Here is a 25,012-nt window from a genome sequence, read left to right on the forward strand (position 1 = left end):
TGGACACTTCAACTCGTCACAATTCCTACGTTCGCATGATCGAAACAGGTACGAAGGGTTTAGAGTACTCTCATTCTCAGCCTTTGCAGACTCCCCTTTGTGATTAGATTCTATTTTATTTTTTGCTTGCATTTCGCAAGTCACTTTCAAGAATACCATAAATTGGTGAAAAGAAACATGACTGCGATCGTTTTTTCTAAAAACATCCTGAAACTCCTCAGAAAAAAACAGCCAATGAGCGACTAAAGACCGACCATTGGCTGTTGTTCTCATGCTTATGAGACACGATTAAATTGATAATTTTGATTCAAACAGTGGACTGACTGGTTTGTTCTCATGGATTCGTTTGATCGCTTCGCCCATCAAGGCACCGACACTGATCTCATCGATTTTTTTCGACTTGCGGTCTTCTGGCAAGTGAATCGAATCTGTCACAACTAGATGCTCAATGGCAGAATCTTCGATCCGTTCCAAGGCAGGTCCTGACAAGACAGGGTGGGTACATGAGGCGTAAACACTTTTAGCACCTGCTTGTTTCAACGCATTCGCAGCCAATGTGATGGTACCAGCAGTATCAATCATATCGTCGATCAAGACACAAGTTTTGCCTTCAACATGACCAATGATATTCATGACTTCTGCTACGTTGGCTTTCGGACGACGTTTGTCGATGATCGCGATTGGTGACTTAAGAAACTCAGCTAATTTACGGGCACGAGTCACGCCCCCGTGGTCTGGTGAAACGACGACGACGTCATCGCCTTGAATGCCTCTTTCCAAGAAGTAGTTGGCGATCAATGGTGCACCCATCAAGTGGTCAACTGGGATATCAAAGAACCCTTGAATCTGTGAGGCATGCAAATCCAGTGTAACCATGCGGTTCGCACCGGCTTTTTCGATCATGTTTGCTACAAGTTTTGCGGTGATTGGTTCTCTTGATCGCGCTTTGCGGTCTTGTCTTGCATAACCATAATAAGGCATTACTACATTGATCGTCTTCGCACTGGCGCGCTTCAAAGCATCGATCATGATCAGCAATTCCATTAAGTTATCGTTTACAGGGCTGCTGGTTGATTGAATCACGTAGACGTGGGCACCACGAATACTTTCTTCAATATTCACTTGGATTTCACCATCGCTAAATTGTTTGACTGAACACTTACCTAATTCAACACCTACTGCAGCTGCGATTTTTTCCGCCAAAGGACGATTTGAGTTCAGAGAAAAAATCTTCAATCTTGGATCAAAATAATGATTTGACATGAGAACCTCCACTTTCTTTGCGTTCATCTAGAAAAAAATGACTCCTTTTACTAGAATCTTCTTCCTAATAAATAGTAGTCATTTTTCCTTAAGAAATCAAGTCATTTCGCTATTTCTAATTTAGATAAGGCAACTTTTTCGCGTAATCCGCTTTATTTTCCTGACGGGCGCGGGCAATCGCCATACTGTGTTTAGGAATATCTTTGGTGATCGTTGAGCCAGCAGCGATCATCGTTTCCTCTTCGATGGTCAATGGCGCAACTAGATTGGAGCCAGAGCCGATAAAGCAATTGTCGCCGACAGTCGTTTTGAATTTGCTCTTGCCGTCATAATTAACAAAGACTACGCCGCAACCGACATTGATGTTTTTGCCTAAGGTCGCATCGCCAACATAAGACAAGTGTCCGACTTTGGTGCCTTCACCAATCGTCGCATTTTTGACCTCCACAAAGTTCCCGATATGGGCATGGGCCAAAATTTCCGCATGGGGACGAAGATGGGCATTGGGACCGACATCGGCGCCATCATGAATGATGCTCTCCTCGATCGTCGATGCCTTGATCGTCACTTGGTTGCCGATCTTGCTGTCTTCTATTTCAGAAGCTGCCGTAATGACACAGTCTTCTCCGATCGTCGTCTTCCCTTTGATGGTGACACCGGCTTCGATCAGAGTATCTGAGCCGATCACAACACCTTCGTCGATATAAGTCGTTGCCGGATCGATCAAGGTCACGCCATTTTGCATGTGCTGACGATTGATCCGCTGACGCATCAAGCGATTAGCTTCGGCTAAGGCGATGCGGTCATTGACTCCTAATGATTCATGAAAATCTTCGGTTTGATAAGCAGCGATGATTTTGCCGTCTTCCTTTAAGATCTCGATGATATCAGTCAAGTAGTACTCCCCTTGGGCATTGTCCGTATCTAATTTTGCCAAGGCGTCAAATAACAATTCATTATCGAAGCAATACGTCCCTGTATTGATTTCTTGGATCAGCGCTTCTTCGATCGACGCATCTTTTTGCTCAACGATTTTCTCCACGATACCGACACGATCCCGCACGATTCGGCCATAGCCTGTTGGGTCTGCCGCTTGCGCCGTTAAGATCGTCGCCGACGCATTTTTCCCTTGGTGGTAATCGAACAAGTTATTCAAGGTTTCCGTCGTCAATAACGGTGTATCCCCACTGATCACTAAGGTCGTCCCTTTTTTGCCTTTTAAAAACGATTCGGCTTGAACGACGGCATGGCCAGTACCCAATTGTTCGGCTTGTAAGGCATAGTTGGTGCGATCCCCCAGCTGCTCTTTGACCATTTCTGCCCCGTGACCGACGATCGTCACGATCTCTTCAGGATTTGTTTCCACCACTCGATTCATGATGTGCTCCACCATTGGTTTGCCACAAACAGGATGTAACACTTTATATAACTTCGATTTCATGCGCGTGCCTTTTCCAGCCGCTAAAATTATTGCAAAACGTGTGTCCACGTATTCCACTCCTATCAATCTGAACGATTTTTGTTCATTGAATTTCCTATAAACAGTTTAGCCCAAGTACTTGTAAATTTCAACGATTTAAGGAATCCCCACCTAGACCAATCAAAAAAAAGACTGGCGGCCGCCGTTTAAAAAACAGCTGCTTGCGCCAGTCTAAGAGCCACAAAAAATCAGGCTTTTTTCTCAAAGTAATTTCCCGGTACTACCGAGATCGTTTTGGTCTGGGTATCGACATCTTCAACATACAGCAGAGAACTGTAATCGCTGATGGCCCGCTTGCCTTTGAATTTCGTTTCGGCAAAAACCGTAATACCGACTAATTCGGCTTCAAATTCTTCAATCAAGCTCTTCATCCCATTGACCGTGCCGCCGCCTTTCATAAAGTCATCGACCACCAATACTCTAGAGCCGCGCTTTAAGCTGCGCTTGGATAATTCCATTTTTTCGATGCGCTCTGAAGAACCAGAGACATAATTGACACTCACGGTCGAGCCTTCAGTGATCTTGGAATCACGACGCACGATCACGAAGGGAACATTCAAGTAGTAAGAGACTGCTTGAGCGATCGGCACTCCTTTAGTAGCAACGGTCATCACCGCATCGATTTGTTCGCCTAAATATTTGGAAGCGATGATGCGGCCGACTTGGCGCAGCAATTCCGGTTCGCCTAATAAGTCAGATAGATAGACATAGCCGCCAGGCAACAAACGGTCTTGCTCAGACAAGCGTTCTGCCAGCCCTTCGACGTACGCATACGCTTCTTCTTCAGAAATTTCAGGCACAAAAAAAACACCGCCAGCAGCGCCTGGCACGGTATCAAGAATGCCTGTTCCTCGTTCTTTAAAGGTCTTTTTGATAATAGATAAATCTTCGCTAATCGATGATTTTGCAGAGGCATATCGTTTAGAAAAGAAGGACAATGAAATCAATTCATGGGGATGATTCAACAAGTAATGTGTCATATCGATCAGTCGTTCACTTCGACGTATTTTCACACCGGACAACTCCTTTAGTTTATTCGCCTTATTATAAGGCTTTTTCGGGATAAAAGCGAGCATTATCTAAAATATTGCTTATATTGTTCGGTTTTGATTAGAGTTTAAAAAAAAGAAACGAAAATTCTTCGTTTCTTTTTCATAAAGCCCTTTATTTTAGGCGTTGTTTTCGTTGGACGAGGATCACGATGCGTTTGATCAAATTGATCACTAAGAAAAGAGCGATAAAAACCAGCGTGATCGTCGCTCCCGGTGGTGTGTCCAAATAAAAGGAACTGGTCAAACCAGACATCATCCCAATCATGCCGATCACGACACTGATCAAAATCACGGCATTGAAGCTCTTGCCTAAACGCATACTGATGGCAGCTGGTAAAACCATGATCGCAGAGATCAACAATGCACCCGCAATCGGGATCATCATGGCGATTGCCACCCCCGTCAAGACATTAAAGAGCATCGACATCACTCGCACAGGCAAGCCATCGACATGAGCGGTATCTTCATCAAAGGTCAAAATGTACATGGGCCGTTTGAATAAGAAGAATAAAGCAAAAACGACTAAAAACAAAAAGCCTAAGATCCAGACTTGTTCTTGTGTGATCGTAACGATCGACCCAAACAAATACGATTGGATACTCGTTGCGGAGTTCCCCCCGCTAAGGTTCATCAAGACGAGGGCTAACGCTAAGCCGCCAGACATCAAAATGGCGATCGAGATCTCTGAATAACTGCGGTACAGTGTTCGCAAGTATTCCAAAATGATTGCGGCAATGACTACGATCAATAGCGTCGTCAAACTCGGATTTAGATTTAGAAAGAAGCCCAGTGCCACCCCTGCTAAAGAGACATGGGACAGCGTATCAGCCATCAATGACTGTCGCCGAATCACTAGAAAGACCCCCAGCATCGGTGCGATACCAGCAATAAAAATCGCCGCAAGAAAAGCTCTTCTCATGAATTCATATGAAAGCAACGCCATGGTGAATCCTCCTTCCGCACTAAACGGATCTGACGGTCCGCGTATTCTTTGATATCTTCGTGATCATGGGTGATCATCAAAATCGACTTGCCGTGGTCATGAGCATTGTGCCGTAGCAGTTCATAAAACAGATTGCGGGATTGTTCATCCATCCCCGTAGTCGGTTCATCTAAAATAAATAAATCAGGGTCCGTGGCAAAGACCCGTGCCAAGCTGATCCGCTGCTTTTGGCCACCGGACAACTCGCCGATCCGTTTATGACGCACGTCCCACATCCCGACGGCATCTAATGCACGGCGGACATGTTCATGGTCTCGTTTCGTCAAGCGCTTGAACCAGCGATCTCTTGGGTAGCGGCCCGATTGGACCAATTCCAAAACGGTGCTGGGGAACCCGACGTTAAAGGAAGCAATCTGCTGAGGAATGTAGCCGATGCTTAATTTTTCACCAGCAGCATTTTTGGTCGCCAAGGTGACTGCTCCTTTAGAAGGTTTCAACAAACCAAGGGTTGCTTTGATCAAAGTAGATTTTGCCGCCCCATTTTCGCCAGTCAAAATCACGAATTCGCCGTCTTCGACAAAGTAGGAAATGTCTTCCAAGACGGGCTCATCATCATAATAAAAGGTCAAATCTTTTACATCGATATAACGCACGCCGGCGCCTCCTTAGTGAATACTTTTTTGTAATGCTGCCAAATTGTCTTCCATTACAGACAGGTATGTTTCGCCGTTATCCATCTGCTCTTGCGTCAAGCTTTCTAATGGATTCAAGACCGCCAGCTCCACTCCTGTTTCAGACGCTAAGGTCTCAGCCACCTTCGATGACGCGTTTTCTTCAAAATAGATAACTTTGACTTGTTTTTCTTCTACATATTCTTTCAGCTCAGCCAACCGACTTGGCGTTGGTTCTTGATCGGGTGAAATGCCCGAAATCGATTCTTCGACTAAATCATACTGCCGTGCCAAATAGCCAAAGGCTGCGTGCTGCGTAACGAAGGTTCGTTGGGTCGCATCCTTTAACGCCGCTTGGTAGGCTTCATCTAGAGCAGAAAGCTTTTCGATATAGGCAGCTGCATTTTCCGTGAAAGTTGCCTTTTGCTCAGGAAACTTCGCAATCAAGTCATCGCGGATCGTTTCTACTTCTTGGATCGCTAAGACTGGGTCGGTCCAAACATGAGGATCGTACGTATGATCATGGCCTTCATGGGTGTCTTCGCTTTCGTGATCGTGCGCGTCATGATCCTCTTCCTCTGTGCCTTCCACCAACTGAATGTTTTTGGCCGCTTCGATCACGGCTGTTTGCTCAGGATCGACGGAATCCGTCAAACTAGCGACCCAAGTTTCTAGCTCAGGACTATTGTAGACAAAGGCATCTGCATCCATGATTTTGGTCATATCTTTGGCACTTGGCTCATAGTCATGGGGTTCGGTTCCTGCAGGGATCAACAAGGAGACCTCTGCTGCGTCGCCTACGACTTCTTTCGTAAATTCGTACATTGGATAAAACGTCGTGACGATCGACAGCTTCTCTGTGTCACTCGATTGGCTTGTCGCTTCTTGCTGCCCACAAGCGCCAAGAAGCACGCCCCCTAAAAGGAGTGCTGTAGTAAGTAAGATTTTTTTCATCGGGATTTCCCTTCCATTTGCTGGCTCTTCTTTTTATTTTAAAACGGAACAACTCCGTTTTGTTAGCAAAAGTTACTCTATCAAATGATTTCCGGTTCGTCAAGACAAATCGTACGTTTTACGATTTAAAACTTTTATTTCGAGATAAATCGGAAAACATAGGAGAAAACGTTCATTTGAAGCGGATTCTTCACTCAGGAACTTAGCCATATTTTACACCATTCGCCATGCGCCCCTGCTGTAACAGCTTGAAAAATTAGAGAGTATGTAGGATAATAACCTAAAAGCATTTGGAGGAAACGAAGATGAACGAATTTGTAACTGTGCCGCCAACTGTAAACAACAGCGACTTGTTGACTCGAATCGTCTTACCAGAAGATCCTGCATCGCAGCAAACCGAAGAAATCCGCAAAACGATCGACAAACCATTGTATGAAGAAGACAAAAAGAAAAAATCCGCAAAGAAGCAGCACCAAAAAGAATAGCCTTTGCTTTACGTTAAGAATCAGACCCCGACGCCTTATTTGCGTCGGGGGTTTTTCTGTAGGGCAGCTTCTAAATTCTTCCTTCCCCACTTCAGCTGCCTTTTTCTTTACTATTGAACTGGTTTTTCATAGAAAAAAATGCAAAAAAACACAGGCACTTCCTGCCTGTGTCCTTGACTCATTCATTTCAATGTACGTACAAGATAAACCTCATCGCAGAATCCTTTTAAGGCATTATAGACCCGCTGTGCCCGCGAATATTTTTGACAAAGAGCAAAGACAGTCGGTCCGCTGCCGGTCATCAAGGCAACATCTGCGCCGTATTTCATCATGCGATCTTTGATCTGTTGGACGATCGGATACTTCGGGATCGTGATGGCTTCTAGGCTATTGCCCATGGCAGCGATCATTGCTGGATAATCTTCGGCTAAGACGGCGGCCGACAATGCTGCGATATCTGGATGGTGCAGTTGATCCAGCTCAACTTCTTGAAAGATTTTCCCCGTTGAAACACTCAGACGAGGTTTGACTAAGATGACCCAACATTGCGGCATCGGCCGCAGCGGCGTCACCAGCTCCCCTTTTCCTGCAATATGGGAAGTGGTCCCATACAGACAATAGGGAACATCAGTGCCAACTTCCATACCAATATCGATCAGCTCTGCCATGGAAAGGTCTAAATGCCAGAGGCGAACCATCCCCCGCAGCGCTGCCGCACAATCCGTACTGCCACCACCTAACCCAGCTGCCACCGGGATATTCTTGGTGATGCGGATACGGATGCCTTTTTTTATGCCGTAGCGTTTTTTTAAGATACTGGCGGCTTGATAGACATTATTGCGTTTGTCGATCGGCAAAAAGGCTTTGTTGGTTTCTATAATGATCTTATCTTCTGCTATCTCTTCCATTATCAGACGGTCGGCTAGATCAACACTAGACATCACCATTTCCAACTCATGGTAGCCGTCTGTTCTTTTCTCTAACACATCGAGACCGAGGTTGATCTTAGCTGGCGCTTTTTCAATAATCTCCATCTTCATTCATCCAATCATCTGATAGTTATTTAGTTCTATCATAGCAGATTCTTATAAGATAGTTGAGTGATTTCTCTTGTTTTTATGATTGTTGCCATTTTGGTTGCCCTTTGGCTTGGTTCCTCGTAAAATAGAAGTACCAACTCAATAGATAAAAGAAAGCGGGGGAACCACATGGCAAATTTGATTCCAAGAGATTTCGCAGGCGGCGAAGAACTATTAGGCAAATTAATGAACAGTTTTTGGCAAGAACGGCAAATGAATACGGACATTAAAGAGTACGAAGACAAGTATCTCGTTCAAGCAGATTTACCCGGCATCAAGAAAGAAAACATCCGCGTCAGTTACGTCAACAACACCCTGACGATTTCAGCGGCTCAAACAGAGACCACGGAAACCGAGGATGATTTCGGACATTATTTGCGCAAAGAACGCTCTAGCAGTGCCTATCAACGGACCTTCACCATCACAGACATTGATGACGAGTCCATTAAAGCAGTGTTTGAAGACGGCGTTTTGACCCTGACGTTACCAAAAGCCAGCTACAAAGATGCACCCGCAAAAAACATCCCGATCGAATAACCGAGATACCAAAAAGGCAGTCCCTTCAGAGAACGCTCTGAGAGGACTGCTTTTCTTATTTGCGTGCTTGTCGTCGATACGCCTGTCTTGAGGTCTGTGGTTCTTCTTCAGAAATCTCTTTTTTGACGTACAATTTCAAACTGTATGGTTCATGGTATTTCACATCATTTTTGATAAAATCACCGCCAGTGATAAATAAACCCACTGGCTCTAAAGGTTGTTTGCCTGTCCATTGGATCGTGCCGACTTTCGTCATCTCCGTGTAGCTAGTACCGATCTGCAATGCGTACTCATTTTCCCCTTGCTGTTTAACAAAATAGTAAGGATACAAGGTGTTTTTCGGGATCGTAAAGCCGTTGGATGACGGTTTGATCGCCAATTCTTCTTGAGCGATCAAGGTCTGCAAATGATTCGCCAATACCAGCTGATAGTCTTCTTCAAAATGGATCACCGCTTTTTCAGTCGTCAAACGATCAATGTCGGTGGTGCTGATGGTTTCTCCTTCAATATTGAAGACTTCGTCTGGTAAAACTTTGACAAAGGCCTGAGTGACATCGAACTTCATATTTTTGTTTAAGAAATAATAGAAGATATTCAGTACCCAGAAGTAGACTAAGACCAAAAAGCCGACCGTATAAAGGATCGCTTGAAAATAGTTTTGGTTCGCAAACATCCCGTAGACGATCCGCAAAATATACGCCGTTGGAATGATACTGAGGATGGTATAGGCACGGTTCAAATATTTAGGACTGATATCGAGATAGCCCAAAAATTTATGGATGCCGTTGATTAAATCTAAAATAAGCGTCATTTTCTCACCTACTCATTTCCTTGATTCTCATCCATGATCCCTTGTGGATCTGGCGTGGTCTCTTCACTTGAAGAAGGTGTTTCCTGATTGTTTTCCGATGGTGCTGGTGAAACATTGGCATCGCTTGATGGCGTCGTTTCTGCAGGCACCGAAGAAGACGGAGTCGTTGCTGGTGTTGCTGGTTCACTGCTGGATGACGGTGTTGTCTGCTGGTCATCGTTCGTCGGTTGTGAGTCCGTGCTAGCAGGTGTCTGATTTTGACTGTCTTCAGTCATCGAAGAGGGTGTGCTTTCACTTGGTGCTTGTTCGGTCGTTTCTGTCGTTTCCGTCGCACGACTTGGTTGGCGGTAGCTGCCTGAATTCACCACGCCGGTGGCAGTGGCAATGATCGTTGATATCGTTAAAAGTGCAATTGGTTTTAAAATAGGCGGGACTTTTCGCATGATTCTCATCCTTTTCTTACCCGATGTTGCCCATTGGCAACCTCGGTTCCTTCAGCCTCTTCTTACCTTTATAATCGTTTCTGACAAAAGGGTCAAGATTCCAGAGGCTTCTGTCGCAGGATTTAAAAAAATCTAAACATGTAACTGTTTTCACAAAAAACAACGACGGCAGTTGCCGCCGCTACACAAGGTATTCATAAAACTTTTCAAAGGTCAACCGCAACGTGCCATGGTAATCCCGTAAAAGGGTAGGCAAGGCGATCACTTCTTCATGTTGGATCGGGGCATCGATTTGGATCACCGCTTCTTCTTCATCCAGATAATAAGAACTAAACAGTTCATCATCAGCGACTTCTTCTAGCTGATTGGTCAGCTCCTCATAAAACTTTTCTACGATCGGTTCTGCCAACTCATCAAAGACCGGCTGCAAGGCTGCTTCTACAGCTGGAAACGGCTGCGCGAGTAATTGCTGTCCGCTGAGGGAATGGCAGGTATTCTCATAGGTCAAATAAAGCAGGTCGAAATAATCCTCTTCTTCCCCGATCGCTTCTAGCGTCAAAAGGGCTTTTTCTACCAATGAAACCAAGGCCGAGGATACCTCCTGATGCATCACCGCATCAACTTTTTCAAATAATTGCTGTTTCTCGATGACAAATCTTTCTTCCATAAAAGTGAATTCCGCTTTTTCAAAGCAAAGGGGGGTATCAGAGATAAATAGTTGGATCGTTGCCATGGCGTTGCCTTCTTTCTTTTTCAAGCTGCGGACAAACAGATGATTTGTCAACAGCGAAAATCTTCGTTAGCATAAATAATAGCAGGTGAACAAATTGTTCATCAAGTAATAAGGAGGAGATCGAATGAGTAAAGTTGCTGTTATTGTCACTGATCTAGTCGAAGATGTTGAGTTGACGTCACCAAAAGAAGCACTGGAAGCGGCTGGACACGAAGTAGTCGTTATTAGTAATGAAGGCGCCGAGACCGTCGAAGGCAAACAAGGTGGAACATTTACCGTCGATGCGACCATTGATACGATCGATCCTGCAAGTTTTGATGCTTTGTTGATCCCAGGCGGTTTCTCCCCTGACCAATTACGGACCGATGAGCGCTATGTGTCATTGACGAAAGACTTTTTGACATCTGATCGTCCCGTCTTTGCCATTTGCCACGGCCCACAACTGTTTATCCAAACAGGACTGACGAAAGATTTGACCTTGACGGCTTATGATTCTGTGCGACCAGATTTAGCCTACGCAGGGGCCACCGTCAAAGATGAGCCCGTCGTGATCGACGAAACCTATCGGTTGATCACCAGCCGAAACCCAGATGACCTAGATGCCTTCAATCAAGCCATTACCGAGGCATTGAACTAACCACGAATAAGACTTGGTTTCTTAGAGAAAAAAAGCCGCCAGTTGCAGCGTTCGATCCTTCGTATCGATCGAGCTGCAGCTGAGCGGTTTTTTCTTGCGTAGCTTTTCAGTTTTCAGTGAATGGCTCTTTCCCCGTTACTCGTCAGAGGGCAGCTCAAAACCATCGAAAGTCTCGCCATCATAGTAGCGCAATAATTCTTCCGTCGATAATAAGGAAGACGTCATTTCTTCCTGTGTCTCATTGGCCTCTCGAAGTTGGGCAAGGTAAGCCGCGTAGGCTTCTGCCAACTGCCGATAAACAGCTTGCCGCGAAGTTCCTTCTGCTTGGATCGTCGGCAATTCACGGATAAAGGCCCGATAGACGGGGCGGTTTTCCAGCCATTCGATCGGCAACTCAATTACTTGAAGCTGAGCTTCTTCAAACCATCGTTCCATCGCTCTCCCTCATTTCTTTTCTTATTATCGTCAAGTTAGCAACAAAGGTCAATCAGTGAGCAAAAAAATACAGAACAAGCGTTGAAAGAAATTGCCACATCCGCAAAAGCTCGCTTGTCGGGCTCGCTTTTACGGATGCGGCAATTTATCTGCTTGTTCTGTGTGTTACTCGTTTTTATGCGGCAACATACGCATATTTTTCAATGTTTTGTCGGATCGTTTCAATCATGTCTTCATCTTGTAAGCCAGTGATTTCTGCAATGACTTCCGGTAGTGATTTTTCATCCAAAAGTGCTTGCAATTGTTGGCTTTGCTCATCTTCCGGATCTTTGTAGTTGAAGATCATGCCGATCGTTTCATAGAGATGATCTGGCTGCATGTTGCGTTTTTCTAACTCAAGGACTGGTCGGATAAAGCGTTCTTCGGTCCCTAATTTGCGGACAGGTGTCCGTGCCACCCGAGTGATAGCATCGGAAATGTGCTTGTTTTTAAAGCGTTGGATGATTTTTTCGATATACCGTTCATGTTCTTCGGGATCAAAGGCCCACTTCTCAATTAAAAGCCGCCCAGTTTCTTCGAGAACGGATTTTAATTGGATCACCACTAAATGGTCCTGCATCGCTTCATCGATCGTCTGATAGCCTTGGAGGGCGCCTGTGTACGCTACCGTAGCATGACCCGTATTGACACTGAATAATTTCCGTTCAATATACGGTTCCAGGTCCGCCACATAATGGACCCCTTGCAGATGGATCGAGGATTTCACCCCTGACTCTTGGATCACCCATTCGCAAAAAGGTTCTACTTGAACGAATAAGGGATCTTCATGGTGTTGCAGCGGTACGATGCGGTCCACCGCTGCATCTGGAAAACCAACCGTCGCTTCTAACGCGGACCAATCCGCAACGTATTTTTGCACTTCGCTTTTTAAAAAGGTCGATCCGCCGATCATGTTCTCACAGGCGATCACATCAATGGCTGGCTTGTCTGGGTATTGTTGACGTGCTTCTAAGCCTTTGGCGATCAGCTCAGCGATATGCGGCAAAATGTTGGGACCAATGGCAGTCGTAAGGATGTCTGCCTCGGCGATCGCTTGGATCACCGCTTCTGGTTCTTTGGCATTGTTCAATCCCGTCACATGCTCGATGTGGATCTGTTCTTGGGTCTCATCGGCTAATTCGATGGTATACCCTTGTCTTGCTTTTAAGGCGTCAATGATCGTTTCATTGACATCAATAAATGTGATTTCAAAGTTGTTGGCAGCCAATATCTCGCCGATAAAGCCGCGACCAATATTACCTGCACCAAAGTGAACTGCCTTCATGTCTTGTCTCCTCCTTAAATCCTTATGCTACGGTCAAACTTTGGGCGATTTCTTCTTTATCTAAGGCATCCGCCAATTCGACAACGTTATCGATATCGCTGCAAAAGAGGGCGATTTGTTGGACCAATTGCAGGTGATCTTCCCCTTTGCCCGCGATGCCGAAAAGGACGGTGACGATTTTTTCTTCGTCCGCGGTACCGAAATTCACGCCATCAGGTACTTGCACGATACAGATACCAGATTTTTTGACGTATTTTTTGGCTTCATCCGTGCCGTGAGGAATCGCAATAAAGTTCCCCATATAGACTGAGAGCATCTCGTCACGCTCAAGCATGGCTTCGACGTATTCTTCTTCCACACAGCCTGCCGCCAGCAATTTTTCACCACAGTAACGAATGGCTTCTTCTTTGGTCGCAAATTGTTTGTTCAATTCAATCATGTCTTTTTCTAATACTTGCATTCGGCTCATCCTTTCTTAATTCGCTGCTTTGATCGATGCTACGATCCGTTGATAGTTCGTCGTTCCCATCAAATTATTGACAGATAGGTGGATCGCTTCTGGCGCTGACGTTTGCGCTTGCGGCGTTAGGGCTTCTTTTGTGATCACCAGTGAAGAGGCGTTGGCATGGAGATCATTGATATGGCTTTTTCTGATTGGCATCGTCAGAGCTTCTTTGGCTAAAAGATCTTGGAAAACTTTCTGAGCCATCGTTGCCGAACCTTTGCGATCATCGTGGGCCAAAATGATTTCACTGACTTGCTTAAGGTCATTGGCGGAAGGAACATCTATCTGGTTGCCTGCTTCAGACTTTTTTGCTGTCTCCCCCGCTGTCTTAGTCCCTGACAATGTGGCTACGATTTCATCGTACCGTGGAGAGTTCAGGAAATTTTCAACCGCGACAAAGGTCGCATTTGGCGCTTTTTGTTTGGCACGTTCTTGCAATTCTTCTTGAGTGACGATCAGCGTATTGGCATCGTCCGTCAAATTGTTGATGGCGGAATTCGAGACATTTTGTGGAAGACCCGCTTCTTTGACTTTTTTACGTAAGATCGATGCCCCCATAGCACTGGAGCCCATGCCTGCATCACATGCGAAGATGATACGATTGATGCCAGTCATTGGTTGAGCCGCCAAGCCTTTTGAGCTGAGTTTTGCTGCTTGCGTTTGTTGTACTTTTTCTTCAAAATTATCCACCGTATCCTTCGCATCCGCTTTCAAGATCGCGGCAGCGACGATAAAGGACACGCCTGCTCCTACGGCAATTCCGGCTAAGACAGAAACGACACTCATCACTGAGTTGAATGGCGTCATTGCTAAGATCGCAATGATCGAACCTGGTGAAGCAGGTGCCCGTAAGCCTGCACCTAGCAATTGGAAGGTAAAGCTTCCTGATACACCGCCGGCAATCACTGCTAAGAACATCAATGGTTTCATCATGACGTATGGGAAGTAGATCTCATGGATCCCACCGATAAAGTGAATGATGATCGCTCCAGGTGCCGAAGATTTCGCTGCTCCTTTTCCGAAGAAAGTGAAGGCTAGCAAGACTCCTAAACCAGGTCCAGGATTGGCTTCTAATAAGTAAAGGATCGATTTCCCAAATTCGCTGACTTGCTCAGTACCTAATGGTGTCAAAATTCCATGGTTGATAGCATTGTTTAAGAATAAGATTTTTGCTGGTTCAATAAAGATATTGGCTAATGGAATCAAGTGGGCATTGACGATTACTTCGACCCCTGCTGCCATTGCTTCTGTCAAGGTGTTAACAACTGGCCCGATTGCTACAAAGCCCAGTAATGCTAAAGCAAAACCGATCAAACCTGATGAAAAGTTGTTGACCAACATTTCAAAGCCAGCGCGAACTTTGTCTTGGAAGATCTCGTCAAATTTCTTGATGACCCAACCGCCTAAAGGACCCATGATCATTGCACCCAATAGCATTGGGATATCCGTTCCGACGATGACCCCCATCGTTGCGATCGCCCCAACCACGGCTCCGCGGTCACCAGCAATCACTTTCCCGCCAGTATACCCGATCAAGATTGGGATCAAATACGTTAGCATTGGACCGACCATCGTTGCAAAGGCTTCATTTGGTAAATACCCATCTGGAATAAATAATGCCGTTAATACACCCCATGCAATCAATGCGCCGATATTCGGCATCACCATACTCGACAACGTACTGCCTAATTTTTGAACTTTTGCTTTGACTGATGATTTGGCTGCTTTTTGTGTCTGTTCCATTTTTTTCTCTCCTCTCGTCTGCTTACACCCTTATTGTAGGCGCTTCCCAAAAAGCTCGAAAGTCGTACTTTGGCACAAAAAACTGTGCCAAAACTTGTAGCCAAACGGATAGAACAAAAAAAGGCGAGCAGCCCCTGCACTCGCTTATTTTTGTTATGTTTCACGTGAAGCATTTTTTTGGATTTTGCCAAAACGCAAAAAAAAAAAGTGTACCCGCTCCTTCTACACAAGGTAGAAAGAGCAAGTACACGGAGGCAGCTCATTCATTTATTTCGTTCGCTGCTCTTGTTGCAAGCCAGCCTGCTGCTGATCGCTTATTCTTCTGCCAGCAAAATCTGTTGGATCTCTTCAACCGATTCGGCATCACTAAGCACCCGAACATTCTGCATATCAGAACAAAAAAAGGCGATTTCTTGCAAAACAGCTAATTGCTGCTCTTTTAGGACGACTACGAAAAGGATCGTAGCGATTTTAGGCTGCTCCTTCGTGCCGAAGTCGACGCCATCAGGCACTTGGATCAAAAAGAGTCCTTCTTCCTTGATCCATTGCTGGGCTTCTTCTTCCGCATGGGGCAATGCCACAAAGTTACCGATGTAAACACCTGTTTTTTGATGGCGACGCAAAAGGCTTTTGACATAGGGCAAGGAAACGATCTCCTGGTTGACTAAGTACTCGCCAATTTTTGTCAGAGCCTCTGTGGCATCGGTAAAGTGTTGATCCAACAAAATCCGCTCCTGTGGAATATACATCGCTGATCCCTCCTATTGTTTTACTTCTTCAATCAAGAGCGAAGAGAGCAACTGATAAATAATCGAATCATTGCCCGAATTAAAAATCTCCGTATTTAGATCATTCATAATGATCGAACCACTGATTTTTCCTAACATCTGAGAGCTTGTTTCATTGATAGGATACGGCGCCAGCATGACTAATAAACGGGTAACAGCGATCTCTTTTTTATCCATCGCTAAAAGAGGCAAAGGTTGTTTCAAGTCGAAAATACGAAAAACTGGTTGCAAGATCGCCGAGCTCGCCGCGTGAAACAAGGCAAAGTGAGTGTCAGGAATGCCCACTGGCGCTTGGAAGTAGCGCCGTAAGAGACGATCAACGACTTTCTCACGATCCAAAACAACATGTTCATCAAAAGACGTCAGCACCAGCTGCAACGTTTCTTCCAAGTCCGCTGGGTTATCAATGGCTTGCACTTGAAACAGCGCCAATAGCTGGTTAATGGCTTCGATAAAAGCCAAGACCGCTTCATAGGATTCCTCTTTGACCAAAGCAGAGGGTGCTTTTTTTGCGGAACGTTTTTTCTGACTAATGGCTTGGAAGGCCTTCTTCAACTCTTGAATGTCTTCTTCTAGCAGGATCGGTGAAACGAGTTTGTACTCTCCTTGATACCCTGGCAGCAAGGAAGTCGAGATCACCAAGTCATAGGTCTCCTCGATATTTTCCCGTTTGACATCTCCCACTCGAAAGAAGGTGATTTGATTGATAAAGGGAAAATGTTTCCGCAGCTGCATCTCTAATAAACTGATGGAGGCTAATCCGCTAGGAGAGATCCCTGCAATATTGACTTCTAACACTTTCGGATTTTTTTCCAACGAATTGGCAAAATGCAGGACCATATAGGCGATTTCTTCTTCCGAGAACTGCTGCTGCGGAAAGACCTGCGGCAGATGATTGCGAATCCCGCTGGCGATCTCGACATACTGGTTCATGATTTTTTCTAGGATAGGGTTGTTCAAATGATCTTCTTCTAAAATCGCCCGCGTCATCACTCCTGAGATATGGGTCAGCAGCATTTTATACAAGTTCGTATCTTCATAAAACGCCACTTCCGTTTGCTCACTGACCAATTCGATCAAGCGTTTCACACGATAAGCCAAGTCAGTATCAAAATTGTCATCAAAAAAATCACGATCAAAGGAATTAGCAAAATCACCTAGTAACACGGCAAAAAAGACGATTTCGTTGATGGAATAAAGCAGTTTCGTCTTTTCGGCGATCTGAGCAAAAATCTTTTTCGCCACCTTCAGCAAGTCTTTGTTGATCTGACTCGGGTACGTCTCTTCTTCCACCGTGTAGCCCAAAGCTACCCGATCCATGGCTAGCGCCAGCATCAAGACGATAAACGCCAATTTGCGGTCACTAAGTTCCTTGAACTGCGGCTCGATGGTTTCTCGAATCAGCCGCTGGGCTAGCAATAGATGGTCACGGGACAGAAATTGAAAAATAAACGGGGCTTCATCATCGGTTTCCAGTAAATGGAAAAATTGGTACTCATTGATCTCCATCACTAGTGTATTGGCTGTGATCAACCGCCGATATTTTTCGGAGCCTTCGATCTCATACCCTTGATTGCGCACGATCCTTAACGGCAGCCGTGCGAGACTTTCTTCTAGCTGTTTGATATCTGAAAAAAACGTCGTATTGCTGATTTGGTAGCGATCCAAGAAGAAATGACTAGATACAGGCTTCGTGGCGGTAGTCAGTTGCAGCAAAATACGATGTTGTCGCTCACTAGCCGCGAATTCTTGATCGGTATCTGCCATAATGGCTTCTTGCAATTGGCGAATGCTCGTTTCTGATGCAAAAATTTGGAAATGACCACGACCGACCTTCTCTAAGGTAGCTCCTACTGTTTCCAGCGATTTTTCTAAATTAGCCAGTTCACGGTACACCGTTCGTTTACTGACTTTTAAGACTTGCATCATGCGATCTAAAGAAACTGGGCCGGTACTATTCATCAATTCCGTTAATAAAAGTGTTTCACGATTGGTCAAAAACATAGTCGACTCCTTCTGTCAGTAACTGACGATACGCATCTGTCGTCAATAAATCATCCACCACCAGCAAAGGAACATCTGGGATCGGGCACTTTTCTGCAAGTTCTTTCGGGAGGATATAGACTGCCGTAGGGTCAAGAGCTTGTCCTTCATACGCCATTTTTTTGATGGTCAAAGACAGCGCTTGTTGGCGGGCCATTTTGCTTAGTATCTCCACTGCCATCGTTTGTGAACCGCGTTTTTTTCCAGTATACAAAAAGATGATCGTTGAAAATCCTAACGAACTTGCTGCCTCGGTTTGCAGCGATTTTTGCGGATCCTGTTCTCTTCTTTGTAATTCTTTAATCAGCGGGGCATACTCATCAGCCGCCAAAAAATTATCTAACACATAATGCTGTGCGTGTGGTGTCTGCTTTTGGGCAATAGCTGCTAATTCCCGTTGGGTGATCACCAAAAGCGCGGGATCATCGATCACACGATAAATCGATTGATAGCGGACAGGAAACGTTAGCTGGGCTTCTTGTAACTGTTTTTTTAGTATGCTGGCACCAATCGCACTGGATCCCATCCCTGCGTCACAGGCCACGACGATCTCCGTGACTTTCTTCATTTTCGGCATCTTACGCTCCTCATTTTCTGTATTGGACTTCCGTTTTAACAGCACACTAGCGATCGCAAACGATACGACCGTACTGACGACAATCCCAGCTAAGACACCTAGGATCATAGACGGCGGTGTATTGAGTAAAATCGCTAAGATCGAGCCCGGAGACGCAGGCGCTCTTAAGCCTACCCCTAAAAATTGGAAGATCAGCGTGCCACTGAAACCACCAACGATCGGACCGAGCAACACCCAAGGATCGAGCAGAACAAACGGGAAATACACTTCATGAATCCCACCAATAGCCTGCACAAAAACGGATGCTGCGGCATTCGTTCGGTTTCGCTTTGAACCAAAAAAAAGATACGCCGCTAAGACCCCTAATCCTGGACCGGGGTTGGCCTCGATCAAAAATAAAACCGACTGACCATTGAGTGCCGCTGCTTCGATCCCTAGCGGTGTAAATAGACCATGGTTGACAATATTATTAAAAAACAAAACCTTCAATGGTTCTACAATGATATGGATAAAGGGCAAGACGTTTTGCTGAACAAAATAATCAACCAGCTGATAGCTGCCGAGACTGAACCAATTAAAAAGCGGCGCCAATAGGAAGTAACTGCCTAAAAAGAGGAGTCCGCCAAACGCACCTGCAATAAAATTGCGCACCAGCATCTCATAGCCACTTTTGACTTTGCTCACGATCGAATCACTGCGGTACAATAGCCAGCCCGCTAGCGGCCCCAGCAGCATCGCCCCAAAGACCTGGGGAATATCGGTTGCGAGAATAGCCCCTAAGACCGCCACTGCTCCTACGACCCCACCTCGTTCAGGCGCCACCATCTGCCCACCTGTATAGGCGATCATGAGGGGCAGCAGCACAGTCAAGACCCCTTGTTCCATTTGCTGGATCACTTGTTGATCGACTGAGAAAAAAGGCAGCAGGAATGAAATCAGCATCCACGCAATAAAAATACTTAAATTCGGCATCATCATGCGAGAAAGATAATTCGTATAAAACTTAACCGTTATCATTTTTTCTCTGGAAGACGAGGTCTTGTTCATTTTATCCGCTTCCTTTCTCTTCTCTATTATAAGATGTTCTGGCAAGACTGAAAACAAAAAAAGCATACGTTTTTTAAAACAGAAATCAAAAAAAGCTGACGTAAAACGCCAGCTTTTGAAATAGCTTCAATTGATTTAGTTTACGCGTACCGCGAAATCTGGTGAGTAATAAGAGTAACTGCTAACAGAAACATTTTGACCTGGTGTTGGTGCATGAACGTATTGTCCGTTACCCATAGCGATCGCCACGTGGTGTGTGCTTCCGCGGCTACCCCAGAATAACAAGTCACCAGCTTTTGCTTCATTGATCGAGATCACCGTACCAGAAAATTCTTGTGCGTAAGTTACCCGTGGTAATGAGATCCCAACTTTAGCAAATACATATTGTGTAAAGCCAGAACAGTCAAAGCCGTCTGGTGTCGTACCACCCCATACATAAGGAGTACCAATGTATTTCATTGCTTCTGCTACGATTGCTGAACCGTTGACCGTTTGTGCGGGTGCAGGAGTATTGCTTGCACCATTGCCGCTATTGTTCGATCCTTGGTTGTTATTGCTATTGTTATTGTTGGCAGGAGTCGATGGTGTCGTATTTGTTGAACCGCCACCTTGTGATGAACTGCCTTGCGTAGTATCAGTCGTCGTACTAGAATTTGTTGTTGAGTTTGATGTCGTTGAATTCGACGTTGAAGACTCGCTTGATGCTGCTTCCTGAGTAGCTGCTTCAGCTGCTGCCGCTTCTTGAGCCGCTGCTTCTTGTGCTGCTTGTTCACGAGCTGCTGCCGCCGCCGCTTCTTCTGCAGCGATGCGTGCTTGTTCTGCTTCGTATTCTTCTTTTTGTTTTTCTAAATCAGCTTTTTCATCTTCTTTAGATGCTTGTTGAACAGCCAATTCCGCTTGTAAAACATTTAAATCGGCTTGTTTGGCTTGTAGATCCCCTAATTGTGTTTCTAATTCAAATTGGTTCGCTGCGATTTCTGCCAATTTATCGTCGTTTTCCGCTTTTTTCGCTTCAACTGCTTCTTGGTCTGCCTTTTGTTGATCCACAAGATCTTTGTTAGCATTGACGATCGTCGTCATTGCTTGCACACGGCCAATAGCATCTGTTAAAGAGTCAGCTTCTAATACTGCATCAATAAAGTTCGTGCTTTGACCATTGACTTGAACGTCACGGGCTTGTTTTTGGATCGCTTCTTCACGCTTTTCGATTCTGACTTTCAAATCAGCAATTTCTTGCTTCAACTTTTCAGAATCCGCACGCAAATCACCTTGTTGTTGCAACAAAGTTTGGGCTTTTTCATTGATTGCAGCCACGTCGCTTTCAAGTGCTGCTACTTGTGACTGGATGCTCGCTTGCTGGTTTTGCAAGTCAGAGATCTCTTTATTTTTTTCTTCAATTTTATTGTCAAAATCTGATGCAAAGACAAGTGTCGGTGCTGCTGCAGAAGTAAGAACAATTGAACTTACTAACAATAAAGATAAAATTCGCTTTTTCACTCTTCATTCCTCCGGCTGTTGCTTCCCCTAATATGGTTTTTTTATGTATAAATGCTTAAGAATACCTAAAGTCCTTCACGATAGTGTGATTGTAACACAGCCGTATGTCAGAGAGATAAAAGGAATATTACAAAAACATTTCAATCGCTGTTATTTTTATACAGTCAAACGCAAAAAAAACGAAGCTATTCGTCTTTGAATAGCTTCATGAATGGAACGACTAAAAGGATAAACAAAATGATGTTCAATAAAAGCGTTGGTGCTAAAAAGCGGGAAACAAAGAATGACGTGCTAACTGATGCGATCTTAAATAGCAACTGGACGCCCAACGTCACAACTTCTAAGCTTGTAACAAAGATGATCATTCCGAAAAACATGGTAAATACATTTTGATAAAGCGTATTTTTCAAAATATACATGATCCATACGATCAAGGGAAACGCCACCGTGTAGATGCCGATCACACCGACATAATACACGTCATAGAGGCAGCCGATCACAAGCGCCGTGGTGATCAAAAAGTTTTTCGGCAAATACTTCGCGCCACATAAAAGGGCGATCAATAAAAGATGCGCACTGGCGATATAATTGTCTTGGGTCCATTTTTCTAAAAAACGCGTCAGTTGTCCATCTGCCAACATCATCAAAAAGAAGACGCCCGCTGCCAGGTATTTGATGTAGTCATGCTTTTTCATGGCTATTCCTCACCTGCCAAGCGTTTGATAATCGTTACTGTTTGAATATCATACATTTGGGCATACGGTTTTACAAACACTTGGGTATCAAGACCAAACTCATCTTTGGTGGTACGGATCACTGTTCCGATCGCTAAGTCGGCAGGCGAGTTTCCTCCTAATCCAGAGGTCTGCACGACATCGCCTTCCTTCAGCTCATTGTCCCCTGTCAACTGGGTAATGACCAAGGAACGTTCTTTTTGATCGTAACTACTTAGAATCCCAAAGTTTGACCCATCTTCGCCGCTGATCCGAACCGGATAGTGGTTAGAATTCTGGTTTTCAGAAGTCAAAAGTTCAATTTTAGAAGAAGCCGCATTGACCTCAATGACACGACCAATCAAGCCTTTTTGCGACATGACTGCCATGTTGACCTCAACGCCGTCTCTTGAGCCGCGGTCCACGATCAGCATATCTTGCCAAGTATCAGGTGACCGATTGATGACATTGGCGGAGATCCGTTCATAATTCGTCAAGGTCGCATTCAGCTCTAGCTCTTCTTTCAAGGCATCGATTTCTCTTTGCGCATTGTCCTTCGCTTGTTCCAGTTCATCAAAACTGTCCAATTTCTCTTTTAAACGTTCATTTTCTTCATACGTCACAAACAAGTTTTTGACTGAATTCGCCCCATTTTCGATCCAACGAAAAGGCGCCGTAATCACTTTATCGATAAAGCCAACGGAGTCATTGACCGTTGATTGCACAACATTGGTGGAGTTTCCCGCAGCTCGGCGGGCGATCGTCACGCTTAATACGGTGACAACTAAAATCACAATAATCAATGTGATGATAATATTTTTATTAGGATTAAACTTTTTCACAAAGACACCTCAAATAATTCCAAACTGTAGTTCCAATTTTACCATTAATACCCTGCAAACAAAAGCTAAGTTGACCGTCTTAATGTTTTTTTTGTAATTAAGTTTCTGAAATTTTCAACAAAAAAAAGAGACGTTCCGTCTCTTAATCACAACTTTGAATGACTGCTATCATCCCGCTGCTAAAGGAAAAACCTGCTGTTTGTGTCAGAAATTCATTGCTGGCATAAGAAGTTGGGTACGGCACTTGGACGTTTTCTAATAAATACTTGCTACCTGTCAACGTCAAATCTGTTACCGGCGTCAAACAGCAGTACGCCAAATACTGCATCTCGGGTTCTTTTTCCAATTGATAGGTGCCTGGTAAAAAGAACTGAACGACATTTTGACGATCTAAAAAACGCAGATTTGGGGCAAATGGACGAAACCGATCTTCTAAAGGCAGCCATAGATTGGCTAAAAGATGGTCGAGACGTCCTCCTGTTGCACCAATCAAGTCGATTTGCGCTTTTGGATAGCGACGCAACGTCTCCACCAATGCCAATTGGGTATCTGTATCATCTTTTTCAGCAGGAGCTTGGATCACTGTGTTGACTTGTTGTTTGACTGCTTGCAGTTCGCCTGCGGTCAAAGAGTCGAAATCACCAATCGCTAGATCGACTGGCCGTTGGTGCTGAAGCAAAAACAATGCCCCGCGATCAATCCCAATGTATTTGTCATAGGTCATCAGCGGTGGCCAATTTTCAGGGCGCCCCCCTGCTGCTAACAAAATCTTCATTTATTGCAAAGCTTCTTTCAAGGCTCTGATTTGTGCTGCAGGTTCATCGGCATCGTAAATATAGCTTCCTGCTACGAAGACATTTGCACCTGCTTCCAGGCAACGTTTGGCTGTCTCAGGAACGATCCCGCCATCTACCTCGATATCATAATGGTAGCCTTTTTCTTCTTTTAAAGCAGCCAGTACCGCAATTTTTTCTAGTGATTCTTCAATAAAGGATTGCCCACCAAACCCTGGATTGACCGTCATGACTAACACTTGATCACACATGGATAAAACATGTTCAATGGCTGATACTGGTGTGCCTGGGTTGATGACGATTTCTGCTTTGACATTTTCTGCCACGATCATTTGGATCGCACGATGGATATGAGGTGTTGCTTCCGCGTGGATCCCAATGATATCTGCCCCAGCTTCTGCGAAGGCATGGATATACTTTTCTGGTTCGGTGATCATTAGGTGAACATCCAACGGCAGTTTGGTAACTGGGCGAATCGCTTTAACGATGTTTGGGCCTAAGGTAATATTAGGGACGAAATGACCGTCCATCACGTCTACGTGAATATAATCTGCGCCATGGCGCTCTACCAGCTCAATGTCTCTTTGAAGATTTGCAAAATCGGCACTTAAAATAGATGGTGCTAGTTTTATCATGCTTTTCCCTCACTTTTTCTTCTTTTTATAAACCGGACGTCGGTTTTCAATCTCTTCTAAAAATTGCACGTAATTCTTATAACGAGTCTCGGCAATCTCATCTGCTGCAACCCCCTGCTTAACTGCACAATCAGGTTCATTAAGGTGCCTACATTCCCTAAAACGACAGTTGGCAGCTACCGCTAAAAAGTCAGGAAATAGTTTGGGTAACTCCACCGCTTCGATTTCCAAAAAGTCGATCGAACTAAATCCTGGTGTATCGGCAACCAATCCATCACAAATCGGCAAGAGCTCCACATGACGGGTCGTATGTTTCCCCCGCCCGAGAGATTCTGAGATCACTCCTGTTTCCAATGCCAATTCTGGGACGATCCGATTCAGCAATGTCGACTTTCCAGCACCGGATTGCCCCATAAAGACGGTGATCCGCTCAGGAAAGTACCGTTGAAGTTCCAATAGATCTTCGCCTTCTGCTTTTGACGTGATCACGTGGTAGCCAATTGCTTGATAGGTCTCCTCAATTGCTTTCATTGCGGCAAGATCTTTCACAAGATCCGCTTTTGTCAAAAAGATGATCGGTTCGATCCCCTCATACTCTAACGTCACTAAAAAGCGGTCCAATAGGTTATAGGAGAAGTTCGGCTCAACTAGACTTGTCACGACCACCCCTTGATCCACATTTGCGACTGGCGGTCGAACTAGCTCATTTTTTCGCGGCAAGATCTCTAAAAGATAACCGTCTGTTTGATTGCTGCTTTCAAAGATCACTTCATCCCCCACCAAAGGAGTGATTTTTCGATTCCGAAAATTTCCTCGAGCGCGGGTTTGAAAGATTTCATCTTCTGATGCCACATAATAAAATCCGCTTAGCGCTTTGATGATTTTTCCCTTCAAACAATTTCCTCCTCGTTTTTTACTATTGTATCATATTTTCAGGGCTTCTCACTGGCTGAAAACACAAAAAAAGCCTGAAGCGAATGC

26 protein-coding genes and 1 riboswitch are annotated in these 25,012 nt (G+C 44.8%); of the genes, 3 read left to right on the forward strand and 23 right to left on the reverse strand.

Features of this window, described 5'->3' with window-relative positions; genetic code table 11:
• Nucleotides 1-5: 5 nt before the first annotated feature.
• Nucleotides 6-107: riboswitch (TPP riboswitch) on the reverse strand.
• A gap of 181 nt (nt 108-288) precedes the next feature.
• The 6 genes from IGK61_RS17305 to IGK61_RS17330 form a co-directional block, all read right to left on the reverse strand.
• Nucleotides 289-1,263, reverse strand: a complete 975-nt coding sequence (locus IGK61_RS17305; RefSeq protein WP_005230276.1) for a ribose-phosphate diphosphokinase — start codon at nt 1,261-1,263, stop codon at nt 289-291.
• 115 nt (nt 1,264-1,378) lie between these two features.
• The gene (gene glmU, locus IGK61_RS17310; RefSeq protein WP_074536319.1) at nt 1,379-2,752 is read right to left on the reverse strand and encodes a bifunctional UDP-N-acetylglucosamine diphosphorylase/glucosamine-1-phosphate N-acetyltransferase GlmU; all 1,374 of its coding nucleotides are present in this window, start codon (nt 2,750-2,752) and stop codon (nt 1,379-1,381) included.
• A gap of 179 nt (nt 2,753-2,931) precedes the next feature.
• Entirely contained in the window at nt 2,932-3,756 is an 825-nt protein-coding gene (gene purR / locus IGK61_RS17315; RefSeq protein ID WP_005230273.1) for a pur operon repressor, read from the reverse strand.
• 151 nt (nt 3,757-3,907) lie between these two features.
• A complete protein-coding gene (locus IGK61_RS17320) occupies nt 3,908-4,738 on the reverse strand; it encodes a metal ABC transporter permease (RefSeq protein WP_005230272.1) in 831 nt (276 codons plus the stop codon).
• The gene (locus IGK61_RS17325) at nt 4,711-5,391 is read right to left on the reverse strand and encodes a metal ABC transporter ATP-binding protein (RefSeq protein WP_005232967.1); all 681 of its coding nucleotides are present in this window, start codon (nt 5,389-5,391) and stop codon (nt 4,711-4,713) included. The genes IGK61_RS17320 and IGK61_RS17325 overlap by 28 nt, the downstream gene beginning before the upstream one ends.
• Before the next feature lie 12 nt (nt 5,392-5,403).
• Nucleotides 5,404-6,363 (reverse strand): metal ABC transporter substrate-binding protein, encoded by a 960-nt coding sequence (locus IGK61_RS17330; RefSeq protein WP_074536321.1) that lies wholly within the window; start codon nt 6,361-6,363, stop codon nt 5,404-5,406.
• Nucleotides 6,364-6,668: 305 nt separating this feature from the next.
• Here IGK61_RS17330 and IGK61_RS17335 point away from each other — a divergent pair, with 305 nt between their 5' ends.
• The gene (locus IGK61_RS17335) at nt 6,669-6,848 is read left to right on the forward strand and encodes a hypothetical protein (RefSeq protein WP_005230269.1); all 180 of its coding nucleotides are present in this window, start codon (nt 6,669-6,671) and stop codon (nt 6,846-6,848) included.
• A 182-nt stretch (nt 6,849-7,030) separates the two neighbouring features.
• On the opposite strand, the gene ispE is transcribed toward IGK61_RS17335, so the two are convergent.
• Nucleotides 7,031-7,882, reverse strand: coding sequence for a 4-(cytidine 5'-diphospho)-2-C-methyl-D-erythritol kinase (gene ispE, locus IGK61_RS17340; protein WP_034858541.1), 852 nt, complete (start codon nt 7,880-7,882; stop codon nt 7,031-7,033).
• Between the two features lie 174 nt (nt 7,883-8,056).
• On the opposite strand from ispE, the gene IGK61_RS17345 reads away from it, so the two are divergent.
• Nucleotides 8,057-8,464 (forward strand): Hsp20/alpha crystallin family protein, encoded by a 408-nt coding sequence (locus IGK61_RS17345; RefSeq protein WP_010748856.1) that lies wholly within the window; start codon nt 8,057-8,059, stop codon nt 8,462-8,464.
• A 55-nt stretch (nt 8,465-8,519) separates the two neighbouring features.
• Here the strand turns inward: IGK61_RS17345 and IGK61_RS17350 are convergent, their stop codons facing one another.
• The 3 genes from IGK61_RS17350 to IGK61_RS17360 all read right to left on the reverse strand — a co-directional run bounded on the left by IGK61_RS17350 (nt 8,520) and on the right by IGK61_RS17360 (nt 10,451).
• The gene (locus IGK61_RS17350; protein ID WP_005230266.1) at nt 8,520-9,275 is read right to left on the reverse strand and encodes a DUF6681 family protein; all 756 of its coding nucleotides are present in this window, start codon (nt 9,273-9,275) and stop codon (nt 8,520-8,522) included.
• A gap of 8 nt (nt 9,276-9,283) precedes the next feature.
• On the reverse strand, nt 9,284-9,718 hold the full coding sequence (locus tag IGK61_RS17355; protein WP_074536322.1) for a hypothetical protein: 435 nt from the start codon (nt 9,716-9,718) through the stop codon (nt 9,284-9,286).
• A gap of 181 nt (nt 9,719-9,899) precedes the next feature.
• Nucleotides 9,900-10,451, reverse strand: coding sequence for a hypothetical protein (locus IGK61_RS17360; protein WP_074536324.1), 552 nt, complete (start codon nt 10,449-10,451; stop codon nt 9,900-9,902).
• 124 nt (nt 10,452-10,575) lie between these two features.
• On the opposite strand from IGK61_RS17360, the gene IGK61_RS17365 reads away from it, so the two are divergent.
• A complete protein-coding gene (locus IGK61_RS17365) occupies nt 10,576-11,088 on the forward strand; it encodes a type 1 glutamine amidotransferase domain-containing protein (RefSeq protein WP_010748853.1) in 513 nt (170 codons plus the stop codon).
• 135 nt (nt 11,089-11,223) lie between these two features.
• On the opposite strand, the gene IGK61_RS17370 is transcribed toward IGK61_RS17365, so the two are convergent.
• From IGK61_RS17370 to rsgA, 13 genes are all read right to left on the reverse strand, one after another.
• Nucleotides 11,224-11,523, reverse strand: a complete 300-nt coding sequence (locus tag IGK61_RS17370) for a hypothetical protein (RefSeq protein WP_074536325.1) — start codon at nt 11,521-11,523, stop codon at nt 11,224-11,226.
• 175 nt (nt 11,524-11,698) lie between these two features.
• Entirely contained in the window at nt 11,699-12,847 is a 1,149-nt protein-coding gene (locus IGK61_RS17375) for a mannitol-1-phosphate 5-dehydrogenase (protein WP_074536327.1), read from the reverse strand.
• Nucleotides 12,848-12,869: 22 nt separating this feature from the next.
• A complete protein-coding gene (locus IGK61_RS17380; RefSeq protein ID WP_008381683.1) occupies nt 12,870-13,307 on the reverse strand; it encodes a PTS sugar transporter subunit IIA in 438 nt (145 codons plus the stop codon).
• 15 nt (nt 13,308-13,322) lie between these two features.
• Nucleotides 13,323-15,095 (reverse strand): PTS mannitol transporter subunit IICBA, encoded by a 1,773-nt coding sequence (locus IGK61_RS17385; protein WP_074536328.1) that lies wholly within the window; start codon nt 15,093-15,095, stop codon nt 13,323-13,325.
• Between the two features lie 314 nt (nt 15,096-15,409).
• Nucleotides 15,410-15,844, reverse strand: a complete 435-nt coding sequence (locus IGK61_RS17390) for a PTS sugar transporter subunit IIA (protein WP_005230245.1) — start codon at nt 15,842-15,844, stop codon at nt 15,410-15,412.
• Nucleotides 15,845-15,856: 12 nt separating this feature from the next.
• The gene (locus IGK61_RS17395) at nt 15,857-17,887 is read right to left on the reverse strand and encodes a BglG family transcription antiterminator (protein ID WP_005230244.1); all 2,031 of its coding nucleotides are present in this window, start codon (nt 17,885-17,887) and stop codon (nt 15,857-15,859) included.
• A complete protein-coding gene (locus tag IGK61_RS17400; protein WP_074536330.1) occupies nt 17,868-19,616 on the reverse strand; it encodes a PTS mannitol transporter subunit IICB in 1,749 nt (582 codons plus the stop codon). The genes IGK61_RS17395 and IGK61_RS17400 overlap by 20 nt, the downstream gene beginning before the upstream one ends.
• 69 nt (nt 19,617-19,685) lie before the next feature.
• Nucleotides 19,686-21,047 (reverse strand): C40 family peptidase, encoded by a 1,362-nt coding sequence (locus IGK61_RS17405; RefSeq protein ID WP_015510633.1) that lies wholly within the window; start codon nt 21,045-21,047, stop codon nt 19,686-19,688.
• Between the two features lie 185 nt (nt 21,048-21,232).
• Entirely contained in the window at nt 21,233-21,742 is a 510-nt protein-coding gene (gene mreD / locus IGK61_RS17410) for a rod shape-determining protein MreD (protein ID WP_005230239.1), read from the reverse strand.
• 2 nt (nt 21,743-21,744) lie between these two features.
• On the reverse strand, nt 21,745-22,602 hold the full coding sequence (gene mreC, locus IGK61_RS17415) for a rod shape-determining protein MreC (RefSeq protein ID WP_074536331.1): 858 nt from the start codon (nt 22,600-22,602) through the stop codon (nt 21,745-21,747).
• Between the two features lie 142 nt (nt 22,603-22,744).
• Nucleotides 22,745-23,377, reverse strand: coding sequence for a thiamine diphosphokinase (locus tag IGK61_RS17420; protein WP_074536333.1), 633 nt, complete (start codon nt 23,375-23,377; stop codon nt 22,745-22,747).
• The gene (gene rpe / locus IGK61_RS17425) at nt 23,378-24,031 is read right to left on the reverse strand and encodes a ribulose-phosphate 3-epimerase (RefSeq protein ID WP_015510634.1); all 654 of its coding nucleotides are present in this window, start codon (nt 24,029-24,031) and stop codon (nt 23,378-23,380) included.
• A gap of 9 nt (nt 24,032-24,040) precedes the next feature.
• Nucleotides 24,041-24,925, reverse strand: coding sequence for a ribosome small subunit-dependent GTPase A (gene rsgA, locus IGK61_RS17430; protein ID WP_016608316.1), 885 nt, complete (start codon nt 24,923-24,925; stop codon nt 24,041-24,043).
• Between the last annotated feature and the right edge of the window lie 87 nt (nt 24,926-25,012).

Source organism: Enterococcus sp. AZ063 (assembly GCF_051715045.1).
GTDB classification, from domain to species: Bacteria; Bacillota; Bacilli; order Lactobacillales; family Enterococcaceae; genus Enterococcus_D; species Enterococcus_D casseliflavus.